15 protein-coding genes are annotated in these 19,111 nt (G+C 61.6%); 9 read left to right on the forward strand and 6 right to left on the reverse strand.

Features of this window, described 5'->3' with window-relative positions:
• Nucleotides 1–122 precede the first annotated feature (122 nt).
• Nucleotides 123–1,913 carry a hypothetical protein gene (locus KZJ38_RS23945; RefSeq protein ID WP_219802170.1) on the forward strand — a complete coding sequence of 597 codons (1,791 nt, stop codon included), beginning with the start codon at nt 123–125 and terminating at the stop codon, nt 1,911–1,913.
• Nucleotides 1,914–2,086: 173 nt separating this feature from the next.
• Entirely contained in the window at nt 2,087–4,801 is a 2,715-nt protein-coding gene (locus KZJ38_RS23950) for a hypothetical protein (RefSeq protein ID WP_219802171.1), read from the forward strand.
• A gap of 23 nt (nt 4,802–4,824) precedes the next feature.
• On the opposite strand, the gene rarD is transcribed toward KZJ38_RS23950, so the two are convergent.
• A complete protein-coding gene (rarD, locus tag KZJ38_RS23955) occupies nt 4,825–5,721 on the reverse strand; it encodes an EamA family transporter RarD (protein ID WP_219802172.1) in 897 nt (298 codons plus the stop codon).
• A 588-nt stretch (nt 5,722–6,309) separates the two neighbouring features.
• Between rarD and egtD the strand changes: the two genes are divergently transcribed.
• On the forward strand, nt 6,310–7,287 hold the full coding sequence (gene egtD / locus KZJ38_RS23960; RefSeq protein ID WP_219802173.1) for an L-histidine N(alpha)-methyltransferase: 978 nt from the start codon (nt 6,310–6,312) through the stop codon (nt 7,285–7,287).
• Nucleotides 7,288–7,428: 141 nt separating this feature from the next.
• Here egtD and KZJ38_RS23965 read toward each other — a convergent pair whose 3' ends face one another.
• Nucleotides 7,429–7,725, reverse strand: a complete 297-nt coding sequence (locus KZJ38_RS23965) for an acylphosphatase (RefSeq protein ID WP_219802174.1) — start codon at nt 7,723–7,725, stop codon at nt 7,429–7,431.
• Nucleotides 7,726–7,972: 247 nt separating this feature from the next.
• Between KZJ38_RS23965 and hpnA the strand changes: the two genes are divergently transcribed.
• Both hpnA and KZJ38_RS23975 read left to right on the forward strand, forming a co-directional pair.
• Nucleotides 7,973–8,983 carry a hopanoid-associated sugar epimerase gene (gene hpnA / locus KZJ38_RS23970; protein ID WP_219802175.1) on the forward strand — a complete coding sequence of 337 codons (1,011 nt, stop codon included), beginning with the start codon at nt 7,973–7,975 and terminating at the stop codon, nt 8,981–8,983.
• Nucleotides 8,984–9,155: 172 nt separating this feature from the next.
• Nucleotides 9,156–9,701: a P-loop NTPase family protein gene (locus tag KZJ38_RS23975; RefSeq protein WP_219802176.1), complete on the forward strand. Its 546-nt coding sequence runs from the start codon at nt 9,156–9,158 to the stop codon at nt 9,699–9,701.
• An 81-nt stretch (nt 9,702–9,782) separates the two neighbouring features.
• Here KZJ38_RS23975 and KZJ38_RS23980 read toward each other — a convergent pair whose 3' ends face one another.
• Both KZJ38_RS23980 and KZJ38_RS23985 read right to left on the reverse strand, forming a co-directional pair.
• The gene (locus tag KZJ38_RS23980) at nt 9,783–10,613 is read right to left on the reverse strand and encodes a transglycosylase SLT domain-containing protein (RefSeq protein WP_246641975.1); all 831 of its coding nucleotides are present in this window, start codon (nt 10,611–10,613) and stop codon (nt 9,783–9,785) included.
• Nucleotides 10,614–10,628: 15 nt separating this feature from the next.
• Complete coding sequence (locus tag KZJ38_RS23985) at nt 10,629–11,804, reverse strand: glycosyltransferase (protein WP_219802177.1); 1,176 nt, start codon at nt 11,802–11,804, stop codon at nt 10,629–10,631.
• A gap of 458 nt (nt 11,805–12,262) precedes the next feature.
• On the opposite strand from KZJ38_RS23985, the gene ispH reads away from it, so the two are divergent.
• Nucleotides 12,263–13,207, forward strand: a complete 945-nt coding sequence (gene ispH, locus KZJ38_RS23990; RefSeq protein ID WP_219802178.1) for a 4-hydroxy-3-methylbut-2-enyl diphosphate reductase — start codon at nt 12,263–12,265, stop codon at nt 13,205–13,207.
• Between the two features lie 11 nt (nt 13,208–13,218).
• Complete coding sequence (hpnH, locus tag KZJ38_RS23995; RefSeq protein ID WP_219802179.1) at nt 13,219–14,373, forward strand: adenosyl-hopene transferase HpnH; 1,155 nt, start codon at nt 13,219–13,221, stop codon at nt 14,371–14,373.
• A gap of 135 nt (nt 14,374–14,508) precedes the next feature.
• On the opposite strand, the gene KZJ38_RS24000 is transcribed toward hpnH, so the two are convergent.
• Together KZJ38_RS24000 and KZJ38_RS24005 are read right to left on the reverse strand one after the other, a co-directional pair.
• Nucleotides 14,509–14,715: a YbdD/YjiX family protein gene (locus KZJ38_RS24000; protein WP_219802180.1), complete on the reverse strand. Its 207-nt coding sequence runs from the start codon at nt 14,713–14,715 to the stop codon at nt 14,509–14,511.
• Nucleotides 14,716–14,729: 14 nt separating this feature from the next.
• A complete protein-coding gene (locus tag KZJ38_RS24005; protein WP_219802181.1) occupies nt 14,730–16,808 on the reverse strand; it encodes a carbon starvation CstA family protein in 2,079 nt (692 codons plus the stop codon).
• Between the two features lie 177 nt (nt 16,809–16,985).
• On the opposite strand from KZJ38_RS24005, the gene KZJ38_RS24010 reads away from it, so the two are divergent.
• On the forward strand, nt 16,986–18,440 hold the full coding sequence (locus KZJ38_RS24010) for a cache domain-containing protein (protein ID WP_219802182.1): 1,455 nt from the start codon (nt 16,986–16,988) through the stop codon (nt 18,438–18,440).
• Nucleotides 18,437–19,081 (forward strand): response regulator, encoded by a 645-nt coding sequence (locus KZJ38_RS24015; protein ID WP_219802183.1) that lies wholly within the window; start codon nt 18,437–18,439, stop codon nt 19,079–19,081. Before KZJ38_RS24010 ends, KZJ38_RS24015 begins: the two co-directional genes overlap by 4 nt.
• The last annotated feature ends 30 nt before the right edge of the window (nt 19,082–19,111 follow it).

Genomic DNA, 19,111 nt, shown 5'->3' on the forward strand with positions numbered 1-19,111 from the left:
ACATGACCGTCGTAAAAATTTGAGCGGTTTAATGTCCCTCTTCGCTCTTCACAAGGAGCGAACCGTACGAATAACCCTTACAAAGGTTTATTCGATTTTTTGTCTAAAACACGGGACATTAAATGATATCGAGTGCAAGAACCGCCAGTTCAAACGACCCCGCTCTCCACTTCACCGAAGTTGAAGATCCACGCGTATCCGACAATTCGTTACCAGGCCGAGGTTCCCGCAAGCAACGCGGAGAATCGAATCAGTCTCGAGAACGCGCCGGGCGCGGTGGTCACGGACGCACATCTGGCGCGCCCAAACTCCTCGCAACGCAGCAGCAACTCAACAGTCGTGCTATTGCCTCTGCCTCGCCGCAGAATGGCCAGGCCCCGCTCACTGGCAGCGGACGCACATGGAGCACTTCGGGTGCCTATATCAAGGGCTCAGCCGAATACGACCTGGCGGACGACGACAAACAGAGTCTGGAAAAACTGCGACAGGCCTATCGCGACGCAAAAGAAATCGCGGACGATGACAAAAAAGGCAGAAGTGAAGCACATGGCGGATCGAAAACCCATGTACTCGATAAGATATATCGTCAAGCCGAGAAAGATGCTGAAACCGCAAAAAAGGCGTTAGATGAAGCGGAGCCTGTCCTGTCCGCATCCATACAGAAGCATTTGAATGCTGCTGCGCCGTACGTCGGTGGAAAATGGAACCTCGATGAAAATAACCGTCTGGTACGCAACAAGGCAGCGGGTGCGTCCGACTGGGTATATTCGGCTACCGATACTCGCGACGTACTCGATCAGGCCGCGAAAAACGCCAAAGACAAAATCGATGCTGGTCTGAAAGACGCGTGGGAGGAGGAAGTCAACGACATCAGGGCATGGCGCGAAAAAAACGTACCGGGCGCGCAAAACCCGAACGGTATCGATGCGGAAGATATCGATAGAAGAATGTACGAGGATTCGGAGGCGTATATCCTGCTGCGCAAGAATGCCGATCAGCGGAAAGAAGCCATCGATCGGGCCGTGTCCGCGTTCAAGAATAAACTGGCCGCCAACAGGGAGACTGTCACGAGGGAGGTGGGGGACAACGGAAGCAAGGACCAGAAAAAGCTACTCGATTCGATGAGCGAACGCACATCGAACCTCGACAACGCCATCGCCGGCATCAACGATCAGCGCAATATGTTCGCGTCGCTTTCTGCGGAAACCGTGAACAGGATGAGAGTCGGCACCAACAAGACTACCGTGCAGCCATACGTCTCCGAGCAATCAAAAGTGCCAGGCGGGCGTGACGGAGCAAACGCCGAGGGACAGCGCGAAATCGACTCAGCTGCACAAAACATTGAAACGTACGCGTCGCAGGTGGCGAATGCCGCGCACGATGCGCTACCGATGGGCATACCGAATAGCGTCGACCGGAAGGCGCAAGAGCGATTGAACGACAAATTCGACGAGGCACAACATGCGATGCTTCGGGATTTGCGGTCGGTCAGCACAGACCTGAAGGACAGCCTGAAAAATCTTAGTGAAAGCACCACCCGACTCGGTGACTGGACGGTACCGGGCACAGTGGAATTGCCGTCTGTTGTGGGCGTTCTCGCGCTTGGAAAATCATTGGTGGAATTCGACGAACATCTCGCTTCCTATCTGGAGAAAAAGCAGCAAGGAAAATTGACCAGCGACGACAAGCAGCAAATGATGGACGATGTCCGGCATATGGTTGGAAATCTGGTTCCATTTATCCCTGTGATCGGCCCCGTTCTCACGCCGTTCATCACGATCGGCAACACCATTGTCGACCTGGTCGAAGAAAACAAGCCGTCGCCGGTCCAATCAGTTGCCGCTGTGATGCAATCGCAGACTGCCAGAAATCTCGGTCGCGACTACTCACCGGTCGCCCAGCCCCAAATATAGAAATCCGAATCATCGACGCGGTGCGTCGATGCAGGCCTGATCGTGGGTGCGCCATCCGATGGCGCGCTGCTTCCCCGGCCTCGAATAGGGCTACTCCTTTAACACCCGGTCCGCCGCCTCTTTTGGCCTAATCGATGCATTGGTCATGCTAACGATTCCAAGGAGACATTTCCATGCTCGTCAATCGACGCTCAAACGATCCACGTGCCCTATTCGACGACGATCAACGACCGGATGCGCAACGGCCCTCACCACAGCAAAGGCCCCATGGCGCGGACCCCACGAGCGATCGAACATCCACAGCGCCATCCGGACCGTCGCGTCGCGCAAATGCCGCCCACCGGAATCGTAGCGAACGCGCTGCGTCGGCTTCCGCAAAGCCGACGGATAACCGCAAGCTAGTCACCGACATCAAGCGGGTGCTTGCGACTTCGCAAATGCCCGTCTGGAACCAGTCGAGCGACTACATTCGCGGCTCGATCGAATACGACCTTGGCCACGACCGCAGTTCGCTCGATGCAGCTGCCGACAAGGTGCGCGCCGCGCAAGCGAAGCTTGACAAGGCCAGGTCCGAGATGACGGCCTCCGCGGACCCGTTTTCGGGCATTCCGTGGCCCGCCGATTACGACGCCTATAGAGCCGCACAAGACGAGCTCGCGCGCGCAAAGCAGGCACGCGACGACGCAGAAAAAACGTCGGACGAGATGAACCGCAAACACCTGTCGAACGCGTCTCCTTACGTTGGCGGTGCCCTTACCCTCGATTCGGACAACCGTCTGATTCGCGGCCAGAACGATCAGGCGACAAACTGGATCGTGTCCGCAACCGACGCACGCGCGCTCGTTTCCAGCGCGGCCAGCAAGGCGAAAGACCGGATCGACGAGCAATCGGGCAAGATGTGGGAACAGCTCGTTCTCGATATGCGCGCGTGGCGAGAAAAAAACATCGGTAAGCTGGATTCCGGATCGATAGACAGGCAGATGAACAAGACGTCGGAAACCTACCTGCTGCTCCTGCAGGACGCCGCGTTAAAGAAAAGCATCATCGACGCGCGTGTCAAGAATTTCAACGACTTGCTGGACAAAAACCAATCTGCGGTACTGAGCAAACGAAGCGCCGAAGAGCCGGAGGAAAAGAGCGCTCTCGTTACTTTGCTGCGTGAGCGTCGCACCGGCCTGGAAAGCGCGATAGCCGACGTCAACGATCAGGCCAGTCTGGCCGGATCGCTCATGACGGCGACCGTCAACGATAGCCGGCTCGCCACGCCCAGAACCAGCGAAACGCCTTTTGTTTCGGAAGCCTCGTATCGAGGCGCGCCTAACGACTATGCCGCGAAACTGACGTTTTACGACACCAGCACGGGCAAAGACGCGCTGATAGGGACAAAGGATCTCGGCATCACCACAATCGCGATGCCGAAAACGGACAAGGGCAACACGGCCGCGGCCATCCTTCCGGACGCCATCGTGCCGCCACCTCTCACACCGCCTGGCACGCAATTGAAGCTGGTGTACTCCTATCAACGGCTAAGCGCGGCCAGCTACCCGGAACAAAACGGCATCGCCTTCAAGACGCAGCAGAAGACAAGCGCACAAAATCAGGCCGAGAAGGACTTCACGAAATACGGTGGACCGGTTGCGGGCCTCGTCAGAGCCGGAGAATATGGCTATGTTCGGTTCAACAACTCGCAGTTCGTCAAGGATAACTTGCCGACGCTGTCCCGGTTTCAAACCCCGATGATGCCGTTTCATGAGCCCATACCCGCGTCGGTGCAATTTGCAACGCGAGGCGTCTCGATCGCATCGGAATTCACGCGTGGTGCGATGTACCTCCAATCGGCGGCCGATAAAGTAGCGCGCGGAGCGGATCCGACATCCGACTATGTCGCAGCCGGCGCTGCATTCGCGCAGGGCACCGTCGATTCATCAATCGGCTTGTATGTCGACGCGGCGCTCGTGTCCGCGAGCCAGTACAAAGCGGATCATCCGCAGGCCAAACTGTCCGGAAAACCCACACCCCCGCTGTTTCCGCAAGCTCCCGGCGAACCCCTTCAAGGAGTCAGCTACGAGTACAAACCCGACGGCACGATCGAAACGGCCCAAGCGATCGACCCGGAAACCGGCCAGCTGCGGACCCACACACCCGCACGCGAGGAATTCTCTATGCGCGATCTTGCCGACAATGCGGAGCCGTCGACCTCGGGCTCGAATTCCGCTCCCACATCGGCGCCAGGTGAACACTTCGTCCGCTTGCCCCCGGCAATAGCGGATTCGGAAGTCCAAACGGGAATCGGGGAATCGGCCGGCCGTATCGTTCAATCCGCCGAAAAGGTCGCGCAAGCGTATCAACCGCTCAATACCAGCGGACTGCCGCAAATCAACAAGAGCCGGGCCCGACTGAATGCATTAGTCGTGGAGCTGCGTGAAAACGCCGACACCTTGAAGAATTCGTTTCAGAAATTCGCGTTCGATGTCGAACTTAACAGGGCAAATCAGCTGGGGGGCAATAAATGGCCGATCCCCGGCGGCGTCAAATTGATGGCCTACGCTAGCGCGGGTCTGATCGTCCCCGCTCTGGTTGAATATGGCGTCAAGGTTTCCGGTTACATCGAAAAAGTAAAGCAGGGGACGGTCACCGAGACTGACAACCTGAGCCTCGCCGCATCCACCGCCGGCACGGCCGCGATGATCACGCCGTATATCCCCGTGGTCGGCCCGGTCGTCACGCCGTTTCTACTGATCGCGGGGATGGTGATGAACGCGGTCGCCGGTTCGCTCGACAAGACGCCAGTAGAAAAGGTCGCCATGCAGTTGAATTCGCAGACGGCGCATCCTCTTGCCAATCTGGGCGGCTACGACCCTATCGTAAAACCCGCGCCGCAAGGCTGAACGGCGCGCGATACGTTCGAGCTCTAGCCGACCTGCGACCGGATCAATCGTGCGCTATGCCACGCCGTCAACCCGACCGCCAACCAGATCGGTATATACGTCGCGAGCTGCGTGGCCGACAGATGCTCGCCAAGCAGCGTGACCGATACGAGCACGAGCAGCACCGGCTCGACGTAACCGAGAATGCCGAACAGCGCCATCGGCAGCAGGCGGCTTGCCTTCAGATATGAGGCGAGCGCGACGGTGCTCAACACGCCGAGGCCGGGTAGCCATAGCATCCATAGGTCGATGCGGCCGGACAGCAACTGCAAGGAGCCGCCCGTTGCAATCATCGCCGCCGCAATCGGAAACAGCAGTGACATTTCGACCGCAAACGCGGTCAGCGAGTCTGCATTGATCTTGCGGCGCAGGACGAAATACGGCGGATAGCCGAGCGCGACGAGCAGCGTCGGCCATGCAAACGCGCCGGTCGCCCATAGCTCGTGCGCAACGCCTGCCGCCGCGCATGCGACCGCCGCCCATTGCAGCGGATCGAGCCGCTCGTGATAGTAGAAGCGGCCGGTCAGCACCATCGTTAGCGGCAACAGGAAATAGCCGAGCGACACTTCGAGCATGCGTCCATGCAAGGGCGCCCATAGAAATAACCATAGCTGGATGCCGAGCAGCGCGGCGCTTACGATCAGCGCGAGCGCGGTCCAGCGCTCGGTCATCGCGCGCTTGATGAGCGCGCGCATCTGCGGCAGACGCGAGCGCAATGCGATAAGCGTCAGCGCGCCGGGCGCGGTCCATAGCACGCGCCACGCGAAGATATCGAGGCCGCTTAACGGCTCAAGCAGCTTCACGTACACCGACATCAATGCGAAGAGCGCCGATGCGCTGACCGAGAGCGCCACACCGCGCCCGGGTTGATACGCGCTCATTGCGTCAAGATCCCATCGGGAACGCGACATGCGGTGTCGCGGCAATCGCATCGGCAGCATCGGCTATCTGCAATGCGATGAATTTTAAAGGCGGCTTTATTGTTGTACATGCAAGCGATTGTTTTGAGTACGCGGACAATCATCGACAGTGATGCCTAACAATGAAATCAGGCGAATGAATCAGGCGAGTGAAGAGCCGAATGAGCCAGGAACACCGATGACGCAGACGTAAACAGACGCTGCATTGTCAAGGCAATGCCCGCATTCTAGACGCCTTCGCCTATCGAAAGGGCGGCATCCGCCATACGAATGTGTACGTGCACGATTTCTCGCATTGGAGTACAACGTAGCCTTGCCCTCTCGTCCGTTCACTTCGGGACACATCCTCGTAACCGGTAAGCGCGATTCTTGCTTGATAACGCGTCTTCAATGCCGCGGATAGCGAACGCAATGTCCTTTTAATTGCGCGTTCAAGTCCCGCGAATGTGCCCCTCTTCGTGTGCGAAGTTCGCCGAACCGCTCGTGCACGCAACGCAAAACCACCGGCAGCATGGCTAGCGGCCGCCGGAACCACAACATGGAGCGAACATGACCCAGCCTGCCCTATCGCACGACGTCTCCCCCGAATTCGCCTCTGCCGTGCGAGCCGGCCTGACCCATGCGCCACAGAAGGAACTGCCGTCGATGTATCTGTACGACGAAGTGGGCTCTGCGCTGTTCGAAGTGATCACTGCATTGCCGGAATACGGCGTCACGCGCGCCGAGGAGCGCCTGCTCGCGCGGCATGCGCCCGATATCGTCGCGCACGTGCCGCACAATGCGATCGTCGCCGAGCTCGGCAGCGGCAGCGGCCGCAAGACCCGGCGCATTCTGGAAGCTTTGTGCAAGAAACGGCCGACGACGTCGACCACCTACTCGCCGATTGAAATTTCGCGCACCGCTTTGCAATTATGTCGCCGTGAACTCGGCGATCTCGAGCGCCTGTCGATTGTCGGCTACGAGCGCGACTATCTGGCCGGTCTCGCGGAAGTCAGCAAGCGGCGCGCACGTGACGAGCCGCTGCTCGTGCTGTTTCTCGGCAGCACGATCGGCAACTTCGGCCGGCTCGCGGCCACACGTTTTCTGCGCGACATCCGCGGCATGCTGATGCCCGGCGACGCGCTGCTGCTCGGCACCGACCTCGAAAAGCCGGTGCCCACGCTGATCGCAGCTTATGACGATCCGATCGGCGTGACCGCGGCGTTCAATCTGAATCTGCTGGCGCGCATCAATCGCGAACTGGGCGGCACCTTCGATCTCGACGCGTTCGAGCACGTCGCGCGTTTCAACCCGGATGCACGCAGCGTCGAGATGCATCTGCGTGCAAAGCATCGCGTCACCGCGCAGATTCGCGCGGCGCAACTCAACGTGACGCTCGAAGCTGGCGAAACGATCTGGACCGAAAGCAGCCACAAGTACCGCGCGAACGAGATCGGCTCGATCGCCGACGATGCGGGCTTCGGCTGCAAGCAGCAGTGGATCGAGCAGGATTGGGGGTTTGCGGAAAGCCTGCTGGTCGCGCGATAAGGCGCGTGGTGCGGTTGCAACTCGGCGGTTGCAGCGGTGCGGCTGGTGCGGACGGCGGGCTGCAAGGACGGCGGGGTCGCAAGATAGCGCGACTCGCTCGCAGCGGCGACGCGTCCGCGCTACCGCAACCACCCTCGGTGTTCAGTGCTGCTCGAAACGCTCATAACGCTTGTCTGTGAGGCGCTCTTCGCCGGTCACTTCGGTCACGCGCGCGGCAGGCGGTCCATGCCGCAGCCACGTGAGCATCCGGTCCACCTGGTTCGCGGGCCCTTGCAGCAAGGCTTCAACGGAGCCGTCGTCAAGGTTCGCCACCCAGCCCTTGATACCGAGCGCGTGCGCCTCGCGCACGGTCGCAAGGCGAAAACCGACGCCCTGCACCACACCCTTGACACGCACGTAGTACGTTTCGATTCGCGAATCGAGATCCGTGCCGGTCATGCTCTCATCTCCTGATAGTCTCTCAAGCCAGTGCTTCAAGCCGGCATTCTAGTCGCGTCGCGACACGAATGCCCAGCGGGATTCAATGCGGCATTGAATGCACGCGTGCGTGGCATGCGCGCACAACACTCGCGACATGCGCGCGACACGAACGCCCCATGATCGCGGCGACATTCCGCGAACCGCCACACGGCTTTGGCCCCAACGTACAATCCGACACATTGTCCAAGCGGGGAATCACACAACAATGTCTGACCAGAATCGCGATCTCGTGCTCGTGACGGGCGCGTCGGGCTTCGTCGGCTCGGCCGTGGCGCGCATCGCGCAACAGAAGGGCTTCGCGGTGCGCGTGCTCGTGCGGGCCACGAGTCCGCGCCGCAATATCGAGGAACTCGACGCGGAAGTGGCCGTCGGCGATATGCGCGACGAAGCGTCGATGCGCGCGGCGCTACGGGGCGTGCGCTATCTGCTGCATGTCGCGGCTGACTACCGGCTGTGGGCGCCCGACCCGAGCGAAATCGAACGTGCGAATCTCGAAGGCACCGAAGCGACGATGCGTGCCGCGCTGAAGGAAGGCGTCGAACGCATCGTCTACACGAGCAGCGTGGCGACGCTGAAGGTGACTGACTCCGGCCAGTCGGTCGACGAAACCGCCGGCATGACGCCGCAGCAGGCGATCGGCGTCTACAAGCGCAGCAAGGTGCTCGCGGAGCGCGCGGTCGAGCGCATGGTCGCAAACGACGGCTTACCCGCCGTGATCGTCAATCCGTCGACGCCGATCGGCCCGCGCGACGTGAAGCCGACGCCGACCGGACGTGTGATCGTCGAAGCGGCGACCGGCAAGATGCCGGCCTACGTCGATACGGGCCTGAACCTCGTGCATGTCGACGACGTCGCGGCCGGGCATTTTCTCGCGCTCGAACGCGGCAAGATCGGCGAGCGCTATATTCTCGGCGGCGAAAATCTGCCGCTGCAAACGATGCTCGCCGATATCGCGTCCCTGACAAACCGCAAGCCACCGACCATCGCCTTGCCGCGCTGGCCGCTGTATCCGCTGGCGATGGGCGCCGAAGCCGTCGCGAAGATCACGAAGCGCGAACCGTTCGTCACCGTCGACGCGCTGAGGATGTCGAAGAACAAGATGTACTTTACGTCGGCGAAAGCGGAGCGCGAGCTCGGCTATCGCGCGCGACCCTATCGCGAAGGGCTGAAGGACGCGCTCGACTGGTTTCGCGAAGCGGGTTATTTGACGAAGTGATGGCGGGCGAGAACCGCGAAGGTGCGATGCGGGTTTGGGCGCGCCTTCGACTGCCTTTATGCGAGCCACGTGGCCGCGCGCGCTGCATTTTGTTACAACGTCGACTGGCGCGGCCGAGGGTAAAAGCACGTTCTGAAAGGTAAAATCGCGGGTCTTCTCAGAGAACCGTCGTATGAACCTTCAGGAACAGATCGGCGCGCTCGAAGCGAGCGTCGATGATCTTATCGAGGCCGCTGCAGCGTCGGCCGCCACGGCAAGCACGGATAACGCCGTGCAAGCTGAATCGCCCGCGAACGGCGGCGATAAAGCTGCATCTTCAAGTGCCGCGGTCTCGCAGCAGGACACCGAAGCCGGCACGCCTGCGGCATCCGACACGTCGCCCGCTTCCGGCGACAAGCCCACGCTGCACATCGACCGGCCGAATCAGAACGAAATCGTGATGACGATCGGCGATCAGTCCGTGCGGCTGCATCCGCTGCAAGTGGGTCAGCTGGTCGAGGAATTGGCGAATGCGCGTGCGTCGATGCAGCCCGAAGTGCCGCCTAATCTGCCGCCTGGCTGGCGTTTCGTTTCGACGAAGAATCCGATGATGGCGGTACAGAAGCAGTCGAATGGCGACCGCTTGCTCGTCATGCGGCACACGGGGCACGGCTGGGTGCCGTTTACGTTTTCGCCCGATATCGTCATTCAGTTGTACATGATGCTCACGCAAGCGTGAGCTTTGGATCCGTCCGGCGTGAAGCTGCGCGCCGCGTCACACGCGAGTGGGATGAGCGGCGCGCGATTCGCGCATGACCGGTTAACGCAGCAGCGGTAATAGCACGCCCGGCAGGCGCATCGGCTGCGGCGATGCCTGATCAGCGTCTTCGGTAAGCTCCGCAGTCGCGCCCGGCCAGACCACCGGACGAATGCAGAATGCGGTCCAGCGCGCGTCGCATTCGCCTGCCTGCACCGCTTGCCACATTGCGTTGGCCCCCGCCTGCGCCGGCGGTTCGAACACCAGCGCGAAGGTCTTCGCGCGCAGACCGACCATTTCGGCATAAGCCTTCGATCCGCCGTAGCTCTTCAGCGCCGCGTTCAGATCGCCGCCGGCGGACTTCATATAGCCGTAGAGGATCGCCGAACCCACTTCGATGTTGGTGTCCGGTTCCGTCAGGTCCTTTACGTTTTTCAGCATCGGTCGATGCGCGCTCGGCACGACCTGCATCAGGCCGGTCGCGCCGTTGCGGCCCTTCGCCTTTTCCTTGAAGCGCGATTCAATCGAGATGATCGCGAGCAGGAGCGCGGGTGGCAGTGCGTACTTCTCCGATGCGACGCGGACCGCATTCGATATCTGCACCGCCTTTTCTTTCGCGACGCCGAATTTTTTCGCGAGATAGTCGGATACCTTGTCGCCTGCCGGGCGAGCAGGGGGTGTGCTCGCCGGCGATGAGTCGCTGCTCTGCGCTTGTGTCTGCGTTTGTGTCTGCGCTGATGGCTGAACTTGCGCCTGAGCCTGTATGTCGCTGCCAGTCGCGCCGCCCATTTCGCCGGGCATATCGCCGCTTTGCCGGGCGAACGCGACCTGCATCAGACCCGCCCACAACGCGAGCATGCAAAGCGGGCGAAGTAGTCGGGTCGATGCAATCATCGCGACGCGTCCTGTTTAACGTTCCTGAACCGGCGCCTGGACACGGGCCTTCCACTGCCCGCCCTTGCCGCGCCAGTAACGCACCGCGGACCCGATCGTCGCACTCACATAGAACAGGGCGACCAGCGGCAGGAATGGCGCCCACAGCGGCGAGCGACCGTAGTAGCGCAGCATCGGCGCGTAGGCGCAGCACATCGCGGCCCATGCGATCCATGCGGGCCAGCGCAGCGGACCGAGCGTCAGCGAGACGACCGGTGGCACCAGATAGATGATCACCATGCCGAGCACCGTGCCCACGAGCAGCCACGCCGAATAGTTAAGCTGCGTGAACGCCGTGCGGGCGATCATGTTCCAGATCTCCTGCCAGTCGTTATAAGGCCGCAACGACACGCTGCGCGCAGCAAGATCGAGCCGGATCGAATGACGGCCTTCGCCGCGGTGCTTGATGCGCGCGGCAAGCGTGCAATCGTCGATCAGGGTGTTGCGGATCGATTCGATGCCGCCCGCTTCCTCGAGCGCGCTGCGACGCACGAGCATGCAGCCGCCTGCGGCGCCCGCCGTGCGATTGCGCGGGTTGGCGACCCATGCGAACGGATACAGCTTCGCGAAAAAGAACACGAACGCCGGAATCAGCGCCTTTTCATAGAACGAGTCGCAGCGCAAGCGGACCATCAGCGACACGAGGTCACGCTTTTCCGCGTCAGCGCGCGCGACGAGCTGCGTGACCGCATCGGCCGGATGGCCAATGTCCGCATCCGTAAGCAGCAGATACTCGGCGGCCAAGCCCAGCGACTTGACCGTTTCGATGCCTTGCGATTGCGCCCACACCTTGCCCGACCAGCCCGCGGGCAGCGGCTTCGCGAGCACGACCGTCAGGCGATCGGGACATTGCAGTTGCAGCGCTGCGGCACGGGCCGCGTCCGCGGTGCCGTCGGTGCTGTGATCGTCGACCACGACGACATGGAACGCGCCTGCGTAGTCCTGCCTGAGCAGCGACGCTACCGCTTCGCCGATCGCATCGGCTTCGTTGCGCGCCGGTATGACGGCGACGACCGGCGGCCATGCGTCACGGCCATCGGTGGCCAGCGGCGGCGCCGGGCGCGCGCGCCAGAAGCCGCCGCGCGCGAACAGCAGCACACACCAGATCAGAAGGGAAAGACAGCTGAGGAAAAACAACACCGCCGCGCTCATGCGGCGGCCTCATTGCGACATTGCAAGGCAGTTGTCAGCTTCGCGAACGACGCAGCATTCAACGCAGCCGGCACGCGCCCGCTACCGAACCGTTCGGCCCGTTCGCTCGCGGCCGCCCAGTGCGGCGCGTTTGCAACAGCGTAGTAATCGTAATGGTGGACTTCCATCCGGCGAGCCTCTAGATTCCACATTCAGCAAGCGGCCGTCACTTCAAACCGCCGCGGGCCCATAGTTTAAAGGTTACGTGCCAGCCGCGCATTGAGTCATTTTTGCCAGCGTGCACGGTTTGCCCGAAACGACCCAAAGGCAAACAGGCCCGGATAGCGGTAGAATGCGCGTTTGGTCTTGAAGTACTGGCTTCCTGTCGGTTTAAGACATCAACAATATTATGGACGCGGCGAACGAGTCATTTTTACCGATATCGTCGCAAACCCGCGTCAGTCGGAGTTCGCCAGCCTATGCGAGTCATCCTTGCTCAACCCCGCGGCTTTTGTGCGGGCGTTGTACGCGCGATCGAAATCGTAGATCGCGCGTTGCAGCAACACGGGGCACCCGTGTACGTGCGCCACGAAATCGTCCACAACAGGCACGTGGTCGATAACCTGCGTAGAAAGGGCGCTCGCTTTGTCGAAGAGCTCGATGAAGTGCCTGAGGGCGCGGTTGCCATTTTCAGCGCGCACGGCGTCGCGCAAAGCGTCGAACGCGATGCGGAACAACGCGGCCTCGACGTGCTCGATGCGACCTGTCCGCTCGTCACGAAGGTCCACGTGCAAGGCCGCCAGTACGTTGCGGCCGGCCGTACGCTGATTCTGATCGGCCACGCGGGGCACCCGGAAGTCGAAGGTACGATCGGGCAGATTCCGGGCAAGGTGCTGCTGGTTCAAAGCGAAGCCGAAGTCGCGAAGCTCAATCTGCCCTTGGATACGCCTCTGGCATACGTCACGCAGACTACCCTGTCGGTCGACGATACCCGTGGCATCATCGACGCACTGTTGAACCGCTTCTCCGACATCGTCGGCCCGGACACGCGCGACATCTGCTATGCAACGCAAAATCGTCAGGCCGCGGTCCGCGAATTGAGCACACAGGTGGACGTGCTGCTCGTCGTCGGCGCAACGAATAGCTCGAACTCGAACCGGTTGCGCGAGATCGGCAGCGAAAGCGGCGTGCCGAGCTACCTCGTCGCAGACGGCTCGGAAGTCAAGGTCGAATGGTTCGCGAATGCGCAAACCGTCGGCATCACCGCCGGCGCATCGGCGCCGGAAGAAATGGTGGAAAACGTGATCGATGCGCTCCGCGCATTGGGCCCCGTCGACGTTTCGACGATGGCGGGCCGTGAAGAGAAAGTTGAATTCAAGTTGCCGTCGAAGCTGACGCAACCACTCGCTGCACGCGAAGTTTAAGGAGAACCGTCTTGTCTATTCCGCTGCTACAGAAAGTTCGGGTCGGCGCCTACATCATGCGCCAGCACCTGTCGGGGAATAAGCGCTATCCGCTCGCACTGATGCTCGAACCGCTGTTCCGCTGCAACCTTGCCTGTAATGGTTGCGGCAAGATCGATTACCCGGATCCCATCCTGAACCAGCGGCTCTCGTTGGCCGAATGCCTCGAAGCGGTCGATGAGTGCGGCGCGCCCGTCGTCTCGATCGCCGGTGGCGAGCCGCTGCTGCACAAGGAAATGCCGCAAATCGTGAAGGGCATCATGGCGCGCAAGAAGTTCGTCTATCTCTGCACGAACGCTCTGCTGATGGAAAAGAAGATGGACGATTACGAGCCGAATCCGTATTTCGTCTGGTCCGTGCACCTCGATGGCGACAAGGACATGCACGACCACTCGGTGTCGCAGGAAGGCGTCTACGAGAAGGCCGTCGCTGCGATCCGCGAAGCGAAGCGTCGCGGCTTCCGCGTCAACATCAATTGCACGCTGTTCAACGATGCGAAGCCGGACCGCGTCGCCGCGTTCTTCGATACGTTGAAGCCGATCGGCGTGGATGGCATTACCGTGTCGCCGGGCTACGCGTATGAGCGCGCACCGGATCAACAGCACTTCCTCAACCGCGAAAAGACCAAGCATCTGTTCCGCGAAATCTTCAAGCGCGGCAACAACGGCAAGAACTGGTCGTTCAGCCAGTCGGCCATGTTCCTCGACTTCCTCGCGGGCAACCAGACGTACCAGTGCACGCCGTGGGGCAATCCGGCACGTACCGTGTTCGGCTGGCAGCGTCCGTGCTATCTGGTCGGCGAAGGTTATGCGAAGACCTTCAAGGAACTGATGGAAACCACCGACTGGGACCAGTACGGCACCGGCAACTACGAGAAGTGCGCGGACTGCATGGTCCACAGCGGCTTCGAAGCGACGGCCGTGATGGATACGGTCACGCATCCGCTGAAGGCATGGAAGGTCAGCAGGAACGGCCCGAAGACGACCGGCGCCTTTGCCAAGGACATCCCGCTCGACAAGCAGCGTCCGGCTGAATACGTGTTCTCGCGCCACGTCGAGATCAAGCTCGACGAAATCAAGCGCACGGGCAAGGGTAAGAAGGTTGAGACGGCTGCGGCTGTGAATTGATTGCGTCGGGTCGTTAAGACCTGACACGATGAAAAAAGCGCAACGGTGTATGCCGTTGCGCTTTTTCTTTTTGGGCTCTTTTCTTTTTGGTTGTTAAGGGCTCTTAAGGTCTCCCCAGGCCCAAGACTCTCAGGTTCAGCAGCACTTCCCCGCGCCGCCGGCATACCGCGCACTCTGGCGCTCGCGGAAAAACTCGTCGTAAGTCATCACGGGTCGATCGGGATGCGTCGCGCGCATGTGCGCAACGTAGGTGTCGTAGTCCGGCAGGCCGACCATCAGGCGCAGTGTCTCGCCCAGATAGCGGCCAGCGGTCCTCACATCGTTTCGAAGATTCGAGAACATGGCGGCCCCTCCGTTCAGTTCGCACCGCCCGCTTGCGGTCCCGCAGGCATCGCTTCGAATGGCGTTTCGCGCGCGGTCGGATGGTTCGCACGCCGCGCAAGCAACACCGCACGCGCGCCATACACTGCGATACTCGCCACCACGAGGATGAAAAGGCCTGCGAGCGCGGCGTCGATATAGTCGTTGACGATCACGCGTTGCATCTGCGCGAGCGACTTCGCCGGCGCGACGATCTTGCCTTCATCCGCCGCGGCACTAAGCTTCGCCGCGTGGGCCAGGAAGCCGATCTTAGGATTCGCATCGAAGACCTTCTGCCAGCCCGCAGTCAGCGTGCAGATAAGCAGCCAGACAGTCGGCACGAGCGTGACCCACGCATAACGCTCGCGCTTCATCTTGAACAGCACGACGGTGCCGAGCACGAGCGCAATGCCGGCCAGCATCTGGTTCGAAATGCCGAAGAGCGGCCACAGCGTGTTGATGCCGCCGAGCGGATCGACGACGCCCTGATACAGGAAGTAGCCCCACGCGGCCACGCACAAAGCCGTTGCGATCAGGTTGGCTGGCAGCGATTCGGTGCGCTTCAACGCCGGGTGGAACGTCCCAAGCAGATCCTGCAGCATGAAGCGGCCCGCACGCGTGCCCGCATCGACCGCGGTCAGAATGAAGAGCGCCTCGAACAGAATGGCGAAGTGATACCAGAACGCCATCATCGCCTCGCCACCGATCACCTGATGCAGGATGTGCGCCATCCCCACGGCAAGCGTCGGAGCGCCGCCCGCGCGCGCAACGATGGTCGTTTCGCCGACCGCCTTCGCGGTTTCAGTGAGCATCTCCGGTGTGAGCATGAAGCCCCATTGCGTGACCGTCTGCGCGACTGCTTCAGGCGTCGTGCCGAGCACCGCGGCCGGCGCGTTCATCGCGAAGTAAATGCCCGGTTCGATAACCGAAGCGGCCACGAGCGCCATGATCGCGACAAACGATTCCATCAGCATCGCGCCATAACCGATAAAGCGCGCGTTGCGTTCGTTGTCGAGCAGCTTGGGCGTCGTGCCCGACGCGATCAGCGAGTGGAAGCCCGACACTGCGCCGCACGCAATCGTGATGAACAGGAACGGGAACAGGCTGCCGGACCACACCGGACCCGTGCCGTCGACGAACTTCGTCAGCGCGGGCATCTTCAGCTCCGGCGCGACGATCAGAATGCCGATTGCGAGACCGACAATCGTGCCGATTTTCAGGAACGTCGACAGATAGTCGCGCGGCGCGAGCAGCAGCCAGACCGGCAAGACCGACGCGACGAAGCCGTAGCCGATCAGAATCCACGTGAGCTGCGTGCCGCTGAACGTGAACCACGCAGCGAGCGCGGGCGAGTCGTGTACCTGCTGGCCGAACACGATCGACGCCATCAGCAGCACGAAGCCGATGATCGACACCTCGCCGATACGGCCGGGCCGGATAAAGCGCGTATAGACGCCCATAAACAGCGCGATCGGAATGGTTGCGGCCACGGTGAACGTGCCCCACGGCGAGTTCGTCAACGCCTTCACGACGATCAGCGCGAGCACCGCCAGGATGATCACCATGATCAGGAACGCGCCGAACAGCGCGATCACGCCGGGCACCGTGCCGAGTTCCATCTTCACCAGATCGCCAAGCGAACGGCCGTCGCGACGCGACGAGATGAACAGCACGATGAAATCCTGTACCGCGCCGGCAAACACGACGCCGGCGAGAATCCACAGCATGCCGGGCATATAGCCCATCTGCGCGGCCAGCACCGGCCCAACGAGCGGTCCGGCGCCGGCGATCGCCGCGAAGTGGTGGCCAAACAGCACGTATCTGTTGGTGGGTACGTAGTCCAGACCATCGTTGTGCCGCACGGCAGGCGTGATGCGTTCGCCGTCGAGCTGCAACACCTTGTTCGCGATAAAGCGGCTGTAGAAGCGGTACGCGATCAGATAGACGCAGACCGCGGCGATTACGATCCACAAAGCACTGACCCGTTCGCCATGCGCAAGCGCGATGGTGCCGAACGCAAATGCGCCGAATAGCGCGACTGCGGTCCAAACCAGGAATCCGGAAGCCCGATTCATGGAGTCTCCTGTTTAGTTATACGAATTCAATGACTGACGACGATAAGCCGATGTGGCATCGTATGTCCGCCAATCTCTGGCCGTGTAGTATTCGCTTTCGACGTCGGCGTCACAAGCGCACAACTACGTAAGCTCGCTACGTACTATTACGTATGCCATCCGGCGGACTTTTCAGCGATGAACCTTAAAGCGAAGATATCCCTGCTCGCGATCGTGCCGTTCCTGCTTGCGATCGTCGGTATCGGAATCGGCGTGCGCCATCAGGCCACGGCCCTCGCGCGAACCCAGCACGCCACCACGCAGGCCGCGTATCTCGCGAGCAAGGAAATCGAGCTGCGCCACTACGTCGATCTCGCGATGAGCGCAATCGCGCCGCTCTACGCAGCCGCCGGCGAAAACGCTCGCGACGAAGCGATGTTGCAAAGCCGTGCGCTGGCCACACTGGAGAAACTCGACTTTGGTCAGGATGGCTACTTTTTTGTTTATGACATGCATGGCCGCTCATTGATGCATCCACGCGAACCGGATCTGGTCGGACGCGATCTGTGGACGCTGCGCGATCCCGCGGGTTCGCTCACCATCCAGCAACTGATCGCCGCGGCGTCGCGCGGCGGTGGCTATGTGCGCTACGTGTGGCACCGCCCGTCCACCGGCAAGCTCGCGCCGAAGCTCGGCTACGTCGTGCCGCTCGAACGCTGGGGCTGGATGGTCGGCACCGGCATTTACCTCGACGATGTCGATACGACGCTCGCGCGCATCGACCAGCGCGCGTCGTCGAATATCGAACGCACGATGATGTGGATCGGCGGCATCGCGCTCGCGGGGCTCGCCGTGATCACGCTATGCGCGCTGGTGCTGAACGTCAGCGAGTATCGCAGCGCCGACGCGAAGTTGAGGCGTCTCGCGCAGCAGGTCGTTGCATCGCAGGAAAGCGAGCGCGCCCGGCTCTCGCGCGAATTGCACGACGGCATCAGCCAGATGATGGTGTCGGTCAAGCTGCTGCTCGAATCGGCGCTCGCGCGCTTCGAGCACAGCGAGGCGCGAGTGCCGGCGGCCGAGGCCGCGTTGTCCACGAGTCTGACCCGGCTCGGCGACACGTTGCGCGAAGTGCGACGCATCTCGCACGCGCTGCGGCCGTCCATGCTCGATGACCTTGGCCTAGCCGCCGCGCTCGAACAGCTGACGCGCGAACTGAGCGCCGAGTCGGGCGTCGCGATTGCGTTCGCGCAGACGGGACAGGCACGCGGCATGCTGCTGCCGGACGCCGTCAACACCGCCCTCTTTCGCATCGCGCAGGAGGCGTCGACAAATATTGTGCGGCATGCGCGTGCATCGAAAGCGGCGCTCGCGCTCGACATATCGGCGGGCACGGTCGCGCTGACCATCGAAGACAACGGCCGCGGTTTCGATATCGATCGCGTGCAGGCCGATCCGAACGCCGGTGTGGGCTTGCGCAACATGCGGGAACGGCTGGAGGCGCTGGGCGGCACGCTGTCTCTGGTCTCGCAACCGGGGCGCACCATCGTACGCGCAACGGTGCCCGTGTCCACACGCGGCAGCGACAAGGCATCGGCATCAGCCGCCGGTGCATCGCACGCCGACCCGCGCATCGCGCAGGAAGACCGACCATGAAAGACACGTTGCCCTCCGCTGCGCGCCTCATTCTCGTCGACGATCACCCGCTCGTGCGCGATGGCCTGCGTGTGCGGCTCGAAGCGGTGCCGGGCTTCGCCGTCGTCGGCGAAGCTGGGAACGCCGACGAAGCGATCGCGCTGGCGGTCACGCACCAGCCCGACCTCGTGCTGATGGATGTCGGCATGAACGGGATGAACGGCATCATGCTCGCGGGGGTCTTTCACGAGCGTTTTCCGGATATTCGCGTGCTGATGCTGTCGATGCACGACAACGTCGAATACGTGACGCAAGCGGTGCGAGCCGGTGCGAGCGGTTACGTGCTGAAGGATTCGCCGGCCACCGAGATCATCCGCGCCATCCGCGCGGTGCTCGGCGGTCAGACTTTCTTCAGCGCGGGGCTGGGTGTGCGGATGATCGAGGCGTCAGCGGCGCTGACGCCGCTTGCGCGTCTCACGCCTCGTGAACGGGACATTCTGGACGCGCTGGCGGAGGGTCTGTCGAGCAAGCAGATTGCGCAGCGCAACGGGCTATCGGTGCGGACCGTCGAAACACATCGGCTAAATCTGAAGCGCAAGCTCGAAATCGACGGTCAGGCGGAGTTGATCAAGTTCGCCGTCGAGCACCGCAGCAAAAGATAAGGCAGCGTCGCACCGCAAAGCGCGCCGGGC

Source organism: Paraburkholderia edwinii, from assembly GCF_019428685.1.
Lineage (GTDB): Bacteria > Pseudomonadota > Gammaproteobacteria > Burkholderiales > Burkholderiaceae > Paraburkholderia > Paraburkholderia edwinii.